The organism is Aeromonas sp. 600282, assembly GCF_049175755.1.
GTDB classification, from domain to species: domain Bacteria; phylum Pseudomonadota; class Gammaproteobacteria; order Enterobacterales; family Aeromonadaceae; genus Aeromonas; species Aeromonas veronii_A.
In genome coordinates, this window is sequence record NZ_JAAKVR010000017.1 from 115,354 (window position 1) to 125,096 (window position 9,743).

Sequence of the window (9,743 nt, forward strand, 5' to 3'; positions counted from 1 at the left end):
AATTCTCTTATTAACGTAATTTGTGAACTTCAATAGACTAGATACAGTTATATGCTTTTTCTTTTCGAAATCGAAGAGTTAAGAATCATGCTGCATTAAAAATTAGTGGAAGGCTCATGAAAAAAATATGTTCTGCATTCATTATTTTGATGTTCTTTAATAAAGATGTTTTTGCTTCTGCTGAAATAAATATAGGAACTTTGTATGACTATATGAATGGCCAGCAAAGTACCTATTTAAAACGGGTTCGTAATCAGGGCGATAGCACTGCCTTTATTAAGGTGGCAATCCACGAGATCATCTACGATGAGATGGGAAAACCATCAGAGTTGGCTGAGTTGACCGAAGGGCCTCGGCCGCTGATTGCTAGCCCCTCTCGCATGATTATTCCGGCCAATGGCATGCAGGCTACCCGACTATTATATATGGGGGGGCGGGACAAGGAACGTTACTTCAGAATTCGCTTCATTCCTGTTTTGCCAAAACAGGAGGATGGATTTGACTTGGGGGCCAATATAGATTCAGAGAGTCAGCAGGCAGTTTCAGCGGGTGTAAATATATTGACTGGCTTTGGCACAATTGTCTTTGTCATGCCTAAAGAAAGTCTATTTGATACCCAATTTATAAAAGAGGATTCCACGACAACAGTCATTAATAAAGGAAATACCACTATAGTGTTGGATTTTTTTGAAGAATGTGATTCACGGGGAAAAAACTGTTCAACGCCAAGCAAGATTCATTTGTTGCCAAACATGTCTAAACAATTAGTCAAAAAAAGTAATCACCTCTATCAGTTTTCATTGATAGAGGGTGATAAGAGCAGAAGCATCGTGATTGGTCACTGATGTTTCATATTCCCAAAAAGGAGAGAGTAATGAAAGTATGGATAGCAGTCCCTTTGGCCATGCTGGTGTCAGCCAATTTGATTGCTGCTGAACGTCTTGAGCATCAGGTTACAGTGACGGCTCAGATCCCGAGTGAGGCTTTCTATGTACAGCCGACAGGCGGTGACAACTGGATGAACGTACCGCAGAAGCTGGCTTACAACCCATATACCAAAAAGTTGGACAAGCTTACCAAGCAGTTGGATGTAAAAAGCACAATCGGAGCAATTACCGGTTATTTGACCAATCCGGCCATGATGGCCAGCGGTAATGACAACATCGCATTGACCGTAAAAATTGGTGGGGTCACGTTGGGGACAACATCCGTGGAAGTTATGAAGGCGGATGATGCCAAGACCGGCAAGTTGCTCGGGTTGGAAGTGATCCCGGCGGATGCTCCTGTCGCGGGTTATAAGCCAGGTAACTACCAAGGTGTGGTCAACATGATTTTTGAGTCGGAAGCTCCCAAAGGAGAAGCACCCAAAGGCGGCGTATAAACCGATTGATGGAGGCTCCCTGCATCAAGGGAGCCTTTTTGTCTGTGCTTAGAAGAAGTGGGATAGATACATGCAGTATTTCTCTTTCCTGTTGATCCTGGTTGTGTTTTGCGCACCTGCCTGGGCCACGGGTAGGCATGTTGCACAACCCCTTGATCTGTTGCAACAAGTAGAGGGTTTGCCTGATGGCTTTGCCGATCACTTCTTCGGCGTCCCGCTGGCGGTGCGCATTCTGGTGGATGGGCAGTTGTTGGGGGAAGGCGAGATAGTGCTGGGCAAAGACACCAGCGTACAACTGTTGGCTCTGACCAGCAGCCATGAAAGTGAGCTGGACGAGCGTAGCCGTCAGCGTTGGACCAAGGCGCTGGAGGCATCCCATCGACTGGGCCCATGTCAGAATCCATGCGCTGACGAAGTGCTGGCGCTGGAGTACAGCCTAGAGAACTCCCAGTTGTCGGTGCTGACGGCCGGTGCCGAGAAGGGACAGCCGCAGAACCGTTATTACAATCTGCCCAGTGGGGGCAGCTATGGCGCCCTGTTGCGCCATCAGTTGAACCTGACCCAGGAGGAAGGTGAGCTGCGTAGTGGCCGTTACAACCTAATTGCACAGGGAAGCATAGGCCAATGGACTCCGCTGTTTGAGGGAGAAGTGAGCCGGTCAGGAAATGGGCAGGTGGCGCAGCACCATGTACAGCAACTTTATGCCGAGCATGAAGGAAAGGGGCACTTCTATAGGTTGGGCTACTTCTCGCCTTATGCACAAGGTTTGGTGCGTCAACCTACCCTGTTTGGCGGGGGAACCCCGACCGTGTTGGGTGTCATGCTGGGGGACTCCGACACCCTGTTGATAGAGCAAGGCCAGGCCAGTACCACTCCTGTCTATGTCACCCCGAGCCGGCCCGGCATGGTGGAGATCTATCGGGATGGGCAGCTCATTAACTCGCAGCAGGTGAGTTCGGGGCTGCAGGCACTGGACACCAAGGTGTTTCCTGCTGGGATCTACGAGGTGGAACTGCGTGTGCTGGAAGATGGCCAGATTACCGAACGGCGGCGCGAGATGATCTACAAGCCGATGAACTGGCAAAACCCTGATGAGGCATGGCGTTTCAACCTGTTTGCTGGCCAGCAGACCCGCCTGTTCAGCAACTTGGAAGAGGACACTCCCAGTCCTCTAAGTAGCGGTATCATGCTCAATTATTTGCTCACTCCCTCCGTGATCGTCGGGGCATCCAGCCAGTATATCGACCAGCGCTGGCAGCACGGCCTTTCTGCCGACTGGAGCCTGAATGATCAGTGGCGGCTGTTTGGTAACCTGATGTCGACACAGGAACTTGGAAGCGGCTTCGATCTGCAGGCCTTGTATCACTATGGCGAGGGTAGCTTGGTGCTCAGCCACCAGCAGCAGCACCAGAAAGGGCCAGTTTGGGAGGGGAGTCACGACCTCAAGCAGAGCAATATATCGTTGCAGCAGCGGCTCGACGAGCGACACTTTGCCAACCTCTATTTGGCACATCAGGCGGAGCGTGGGTTGGGGGTTGATCTGGGCTGGCGTTACAACGGCGAGCTACTCGGTCAGACGGTGAGCTGGAACCTGACGGTATTTGACCGGCCAGGTAGCATCAGTACCGATAACGCGAGGGACAGGGGGAGTATGCTCTCTCTAAGCATGAACTTGGGTGGAGAACGTAGTCAATTGGCTGTCGGTATAGGTAGTCGAACCTCCCGTTCCGGCGGGCAAGAGCGTAACGGATCTCTCAGTTACCAGCAGTTACTGGAGTGGGGGGCCCTGCAGAGCGTCGGGGTAAATCTGACAACTGACAGTTATGGCGTCGGCACAGCAGGCTATGCCAGGTTTCAGGGGGATCTGGTCAGTGGTGATGCCTACCTGCTGTCTTCCTCCTATAACCGTACTCTGAGCGGTGGGCTCAATCTTGACAGCACCCTGGCGTTTGGTGATGAGGGCAGTCTGACCATGACCGGCCAATCTCAGGGGTATGAGGCGGGCATGATAGTGGATCTGGAGTCCGATATGCCTGATCTGATCTTGCGTGCCGATGACGATCAGGGTGGTAATTTAAAGTTGCGGCCAGGGCGCAACCTAATACCCGTAGCAGCCTATCGCAGCGGTGCTGTTGAGCTGGATCTGGCTGGCCATGATGCCCCCTCGGTGAGCATTCGCCCCAACGTGTTGCCTTATCACCTCAACAAGGGGGGGGTGGCCTATCATCAGGTTCACGTCATGAAGACGGTAACAGTCATTGGTCGTCTGTTGGATGAGAAGGGGGCTCCTTTGAAGGGGGCAATGGTTGTCAATCATGCAGGTAGAACCATGAGTGAAGTGGATGGTTTTTTTGCCGTTGAGATGAGCGCCCGCAATCCAATCTTGAAAATGGAGATAAACGGCATTAGCCAGTGTGAGACTGTTGTCGATGTCCCCACCTTACCAATAAATAGCAGAATACTATTTTTAGGTGATCTAGCCTGTCACAGTTTAGAAACAAAATTGAGTTCAGTTAAATATGATTAAAACATTAATTTTGATATTTATATTTATGATGCCATTTACGATGGCGCATTCCGTCGTTTTGAAGGTCAATGCAGAATACTCACAATCACGGGATAACCCTGGAAAAAATGAATTTAGAATTACAGACCCTTGTATAAAACTACCACTATCTTATTTCTGTGATGATAATGTGTCTAGAGTGGTTGCTGTGGATGCAGATATTGACAAACCAATATTTAGAGGTAGTAATGCATGGGACCGATTTTTTTTCCATAGCTTCCCTAGAGAAAAATCTGTCACACTGACTAGTCCCACAGGCAGTAAAGTGAACATGAAATTCTCCTTTACTCATACCGGCTATACTCTAAAAAATGTAGGGGTGGATATTGGTGATGCATATCAGGCGCATCCTAACTCGAACTGTTCCCTAGTTGATCGAGATACCGCGAGTAGCACCAAAACAGTATTTTATTCAATCGCGGCCAACGCTCAAAAAAATGGGGGTTCATGTTACACGAAAATATATCCAAACCCAATTAAAAGGATCAATGCGATAATAAGTAAATATTATTTTGGTTATAAACTTTCTGCTGATAACATAGATACTATTCCGAATGGTCGATACCAAGGAAGAGTGACACTTACTGTTGGTTCATCAAACAAAGATCTTGATCTTGGTAATTCGGCATATAGAGCACCATCAATTATCGAAATGGATATATCTTTAGTTGTAAGAAATCAAATGAAAGTAGAGTTTCCTCATGGTAGTAATACAGTTGTCTTGACGCCACCTAAAGGCTGGTGGAATTCCACATTGCCTACAGTATTAAACTCAACGTTACCTGTGAGAATATCAAGTGATACGCCTTTCTGGATCGGTTTGATGTGCCAGTATACACATGTGGGGGGCGGGCAATGTGAAATAAGAGATCGCTCTGGTAGCCATAGAGTACCAATTGTTATTTCACGTAATAATGCATATGGGAAGTTTATTTTAAGTCCATCCGTGAAAGTGCCATTTAAGAATAGTAAAGAAAGTGCCAATGATTTTTTCTTATTTGAAATAGAACAGTCTAAAGTTGATGAAATGAGGAAGCGACCAGGAGCTACATATAAAGGCATTGTGACATTAATTGTCGATGCAACAATACCTGTTGGTGGTATGTAATATTAAACTAAACCGTTATTTTGTGCATAAAAAAACAGTTCACTATCGCTTTGCAAGCCTAGGCGCATCATGGCGCTCTTTTTCTGTGTACTGATGGTCTTCACACTGCGATTCAAGTGTTCTGCTACCTGGGTGACCGACATGCCACTGGCCAGCAAACGCACTACCTCGCTCTCTTTTGGTGTAAGCGGGGTGAGATCGGTGTGACGAGATATGCCTGCCTCAGTCAGCAGGTTTTTAACAGACTTACCTATATAAGTGTGGCCAAGCAGCACTTGGCGAATGGCTTCTGATAACTCAGTGATAACAGATTTTTTTAATATCAGGCCACTAATCCCACATTGAAGCAGAGCCTGTAATATTGCATTGTTGTGGAGTTGTGTCAGTACAATGATCGCCAAATTGGGATACTCTCTGCGTAATTGCTGTACCATTACGAGGCCATCACTGCGACTATCACCCGGCATGCTGAAATCCGTTATCAGCAAGTCACATGGCTGTTGCCTTAATAAAATATACAAATCAGAAACCCTATATGCCTCTGCTACGACATCACAGCGTGGGGTTATTTTTTCAATCAGGCTACGGATACCAGCTAAAATCAATGGATGATCATCAGAAAGTATAATCCTAAAGGTCATAAGTGAGTCTCTCTTGATGCGATTAGTAAAATTAAGGCTATCAAAGCTGACATTGATATACTACCGTGCGATCCCTGTTTTTTATATGCATACACTGATTTGTAAAAATATGTAAACCACTATGTCGATATGTTGCTCAATAAAGTCATTGCTCAGTCAAATTACCATTATTGTTGGATTTTCTTTATTCTTTACCCCTGTGTTACAGGCTTCTGAGCCGCCTGAGGTTGCCACTATTGAAGTCGGTATATTAGCAGGAGGATGGGCTCCATTTCAGCGATGGGATGGTAAGGTTGCCGCTGGATTCAGCGTGGAATTAATGGAGCAATTAGCTAAAAAACTGGATTACCGGATTGCCTGGCATGCCTACCCTGACTGGGATGCCATGTATGCGGATATTTGCCGTGGCAAGATTGATCTCTTGCTCGATGCTTTTAATGCTGGGGGACGCCCATGTGTCACCTACAGTTTGCCCTATTACACCTCACCGACCGTGGTAGTTGTGCGTCAGGACAGCGCCCTCTTTCGCGACGTGAGCCGGTTACAGTCTGCGAGCATTGCCATCGAAAAGGGCTTTATGACCGAGACGCTGGTCAAGCTGCACTATCCGAAGGTCACACCGCGGCTCTTCGTAGATACTCGCAGCGCACTTCAGGCGGTGGAGCAAGGGCGAGCGGATGCCTATATCGGCAATCTGTATGTAGCCAATCTGTTTATCAAGCGTCACCCTGCGCTGGCGGTTGTTGCACAGTCTCCCCTGTTGATGGAGACCCTTCATCTTGCTGTTGCCAGCCAGAATCAAACGCTTTCTACCCAGCTTAATACTGCCATTCAGGCGTTGACGGTCGAGACCCGCAGCGAGCTTGAGAAGCGCTGGTTGGGGGAGAACCTGGTCCCCAACTTTATGGGGCACAGTAATTTTTTGCTGCGCCCTGATGAGCGAGCATGGTTGTCGGCTCTGCCACCATTGAAGTTGGGATTGAGCCCCAATTGGATGCCTTTCTACTATCGTGACAGGGATGGCAATCTGGTTGGAATGGTAGTTGACTATCTGGCGCTGCTGCAAGAGAAGCTTGGCTTGGCTTACAGCAGGGTTCCGGTTCAGAGCTGGCCTGATCTTCAACAACAGTTGCTGCATCATGATGTCGATCTTGTTGTGCTGCCAACCCGCATCATCGACAGGTTGATGGGGTGGCATGCCAGCCAGCCTTTCGCATCATTTCCCATGGTATTGGTGACGGCAAGCGGTACGCCCACCATAGGAGATATCACGGACCTGACAGGCAAGCGACTGCTATTGACCGACGGCATGTTAATTCCACAGATCAAGGCGCTGTTGCCGGATGTGACGATTAAGGTGACAAGCAACGCCAGTGAAGGGTTGGCGGCAGTTGCGGCTGGTGAGGGGGATGCCTATATCGGCAACCTGGTGGTAGTCTCGCGACTCATTGCGGATCAGTTTGAAGACCAGCTTAATATTGCGGCTCCTTCGCCCTTCAAGGATGAGCTGGTGGTAGCGGTACGTGAGCCCTATACCCCTCTCTTGCCTTTGGTCAATCGGGTGCTGGCCAGCATGAGCGACAAGGAGCGACGGCAGATCCGCAATACTTGGTTGGCATTGAACTACAGCGAGGGGGTGTCATGGCAGCAACTGATGCGCACACTTATCCCGCTGGGGTCGGGTATAACCCTCTTTATACTGGTTATCTGCATTGCGTATTGGCGCCTTCGTCAGGAAATTACCAGGCGCCGGCAGGTGGAGCTGGCACTGGCCAGAGCGAAAGAGCGGGCGGAATCGGCGGCGACCATGAAAGGGGAGTTTCTGGCCACCATGAGCCACGAAATTCGCACCCCCATGAATGGTATCGTCGGCATGGCGGAGCAGCTCACCTTCACCGAGCTGACTCAGGATCAGCGCCAGATGGTCGAGATCATCAACCGCGGTGCCCTGGGACTGCATGCACTGATCGACAATGTGCTCGACTATGCCAAGCTGGAGGCAGGCAAGATGCAGCTCGAGCAAACCCCGTTTCTCCTCCGTGAGCTGATCGACAGTGTGTTGACCATGACGCTGAGCGAGGTACACCGCAAGGGGCTGCGTGTCTACCTCTGGGCAGATGCTGGTGTTGCCGCCAGAGTAAGCGGCGATGCGTTGCGTTTGCGTCAGATCCTCTTCAACTTTGTCAGCAATGCCATCAAATTTACCGAGCGGGGCTTTATCGAGATTTCGGTGCAACTGCTGGCACAGGGGGAGGGGCAACAGCAATTGCGCTTCGGCGTGCGCGACAGCGGTATCGGCATGACACCCGAAGCGCTTGGCCGGATCTTCAATGCCTTTGAGCAGGCGGAGAGCTCTACCACCCGCAGTTATGGTGGTACTGGCTTGGGGCTGAGTATCTGCCAGACCCTGGCCACCTTGATGGGGGGCGAGATCCGGCTGGAGAGTGCCCCGGGGCTCGGCACTTTTATCACCTTGACAGTCACGTTGCCTGTTCTGGTACTGCGAGAGCCGGATCTCCGTCTCAATGGCCTGCAAGCCAGCATTGAACTGCATGACGATAAGCTGTGTCACACCCTGTTACTGCATCTTGACGCTCTGGGAGTCACGCGAACGTCGCCCCCTGATAATGCTCAGTTGCGTTTCAGTGACCATGACCTGGCGGCTGAGGGCGTTATCCGGGTGCTGCCGCTGGCAACCCCTCTTGGCTATCGCAGTGATGAGAAGGGTTACATTCTCAACAGCAATCCCATGACCTGGCATGCAGTGCGGGAAGTCTGCTATCGCCAGCTGGTCTTGAGCGATGAGACCGCCTCACAATTGATGCCCAATAGCGCTGCGCGTGGGTCCATGCTGCCCTGTCGGATACTGCTGGTGGAAGATAATCCCCTTAACCAGCAGCTGGTGATACGCCAGCTCGGGCAGCTCAAGCTGAACTGCGAGCTGGCTGAGCACGGCCAGCAAGCCCTCGAGATGGTCGCGCAGTATCCCTATGATCTGGTGCTCTGTGACTGTCAGATGCCGGTGATGGATGGCTATGAGTTCACGCGCAGGGTACGGGCTGGGGAGGATAAGAAGCGCTTGCTGATCATTGCCATGACGGCCAATGCCATGCCTGAGCAGGCTGAACGCTGCTTTGCCGCCGGCATGGATGATTTGCTGGGCAAGCCGGTGCTGCTGGATGGTTTGCGTCAGATGCTGCAAAAGTGGTGTATCCTGCCATCGCCATCCTTGATTGATGTCGCGGCCATGGAGGCATTTTTTGGCCAAGGTGACAAGTTACGGCAGATGTTTCCGCTATTTCGCCAGGAGCTTGAGCAAGCGATGGTGCAGCAGCCACAGGATGACAAGGCACTGGCGAATTGGGTGCATCGTCAGGCGGGGACCATCAGCATGATGATGGCGCCGCAGCTGGCTGAAGAGGCATGGCGACTGGAAGAGAAGATCCGCCAGCTCGGGTCCTCATCTTGTGCTGATGAGCTGACCGGATTTCGTGCCCAATTACAGCAAATCATCGGGGAGCTGAGGGGGTTAAGCGAACGGTATGAAGAGTCAGTTGTTGTCGAGGGAGAACTGAAATAAGGGGAACTGCTCACTCATAAAATCGCGGGGTGTATGGCCATTACCAGCCCCAGCCAGCCACTCCCAGTCCAGTCTTGGCGAGCCCGCTTTAAAGCGCTGGTAGGCCACTCCCTTGTGAACCGTCAGAAAAAGAGTCGTGGGGAGTCCCAGCTTGTTGCTGTAGCGCACCATCAGATCGCCCTGATAGTCGTTGCTGATTCTGATTTTGAGTGCCTGCAGTGTCAGACCTGTTGCGTGGCCATGCTCATCCCAGACTTCAAACATGATGTGAACACTCTGATGTTGATGATGCCACGATGAGCAAGGTGGGATGCAATTGCAACTGTCAAATCTGACAAGGGCGGAAAGTGTTAGTGGGCAAGAAAGCGAAAACCCGGCGCAAGGCCGGGCTTTCTGAATGATGGTGGAGGGAGAAGGATTCGAACCTTCGAAGGCAGAGCCGTCAGATTTACAGTCTGATCCCTTTG

General features: G+C 50.4%; 7 protein-coding genes. 5 read left to right on the forward strand and 2 right to left on the reverse strand.

What is annotated here, in order from left to right; all coding sequences use genetic code 11:
• Positions 1–116 precede the first annotated feature (116 nt).
• From G5137_RS16235 to G5137_RS16250, 4 genes are all read left to right on the forward strand, one after another.
• On the forward strand, positions 117–845 hold the full coding sequence (locus G5137_RS16235; protein WP_421205240.1) for a hypothetical protein: 729 nt from the start codon (positions 117–119) through the stop codon (positions 843–845).
• 29 nt (positions 846–874) lie between these two features.
• Positions 875–1,381 (forward strand): CS1 type fimbrial major subunit, encoded by a 507-nt coding sequence (locus tag G5137_RS16240; RefSeq protein WP_421205242.1) that lies wholly within the window; start codon positions 875–877, stop codon positions 1,379–1,381.
• Between the two features lie 70 nt (positions 1,382–1,451).
• A complete protein-coding gene (locus tag G5137_RS16245) occupies positions 1,452–3,908 on the forward strand; it encodes a TcfC E-set like domain-containing protein (protein ID WP_421205244.1) in 2,457 nt (818 codons plus the stop codon).
• On the forward strand, positions 3,901–5,055 hold the full coding sequence (locus G5137_RS16250) for a hypothetical protein (protein ID WP_421255666.1): 1,155 nt from the start codon (positions 3,901–3,903) through the stop codon (positions 5,053–5,055). Before G5137_RS16245 ends, G5137_RS16250 begins: the two co-directional genes overlap by 8 nt.
• A gap of 2 nt (positions 5,056–5,057) precedes the next feature.
• Here G5137_RS16250 and G5137_RS16255 read toward each other — a convergent pair whose 3' ends face one another.
• Positions 5,058–5,696 (reverse strand): response regulator, encoded by a 639-nt coding sequence (locus G5137_RS16255; RefSeq protein ID WP_421255667.1) that lies wholly within the window; start codon positions 5,694–5,696, stop codon positions 5,058–5,060.
• Positions 5,697–5,817: 121 nt separating this feature from the next.
• Here G5137_RS16255 and G5137_RS16260 point away from each other — a divergent pair, with 121 nt between their 5' ends.
• Positions 5,818–9,276: an ATP-binding protein gene (locus G5137_RS16260; protein ID WP_421255668.1), complete on the forward strand. Its 3,459-nt coding sequence runs from the start codon at positions 5,818–5,820 to the stop codon at positions 9,274–9,276.
• On the opposite strand, the gene G5137_RS16265 is transcribed toward G5137_RS16260, so the two are convergent.
• Positions 9,247–9,540 (reverse strand): hypothetical protein, encoded by a 294-nt coding sequence (locus G5137_RS16265; protein WP_216953101.1) that lies wholly within the window; start codon positions 9,538–9,540, stop codon positions 9,247–9,249. The two genes, G5137_RS16260 and G5137_RS16265, sit on opposite strands and share 30 nt — an antisense overlap.
• Positions 9,541–9,743 lie beyond the last annotated feature (203 nt).

Coding starts and splice junctions, on each gene's coding strand:
- G5137_RS16235 (WP_421205240.1), top strand. CDS start 117: ATGAAAAAAATATGTTCTGCATTCATTATTTTGATGTTCTTTAATAAA.
- G5137_RS16240 (WP_421205242.1), top strand. CDS start 875: ATGAAAGTATGGATAGCAGTCCCTTTGGCCATGCTGGTGTCAGCCAAT.
- G5137_RS16245 (WP_421205244.1), top strand. CDS start 1,452: ATGCAGTATTTCTCTTTCCTGTTGATCCTGGTTGTGTTTTGCGCACCT.
- G5137_RS16250 (WP_421255666.1), top strand. CDS start 3,901: ATGATTAAAACATTAATTTTGATATTTATATTTATGATGCCATTTACG.
- G5137_RS16255 (WP_421255667.1), bottom strand. CDS start 5,696: ATGACCTTTAGGATTATACTTTCTGATGATCATCCATTGATTTTAGCT.
- G5137_RS16260 (WP_421255668.1), top strand. CDS start 5,818: ATGTCGATATGTTGCTCAATAAAGTCATTGCTCAGTCAAATTACCATT.
- G5137_RS16265 (WP_216953101.1), bottom strand. CDS start 9,540: ATGTTTGAAGTCTGGGATGAGCATGGCCACGCAACAGGTCTGACACTG.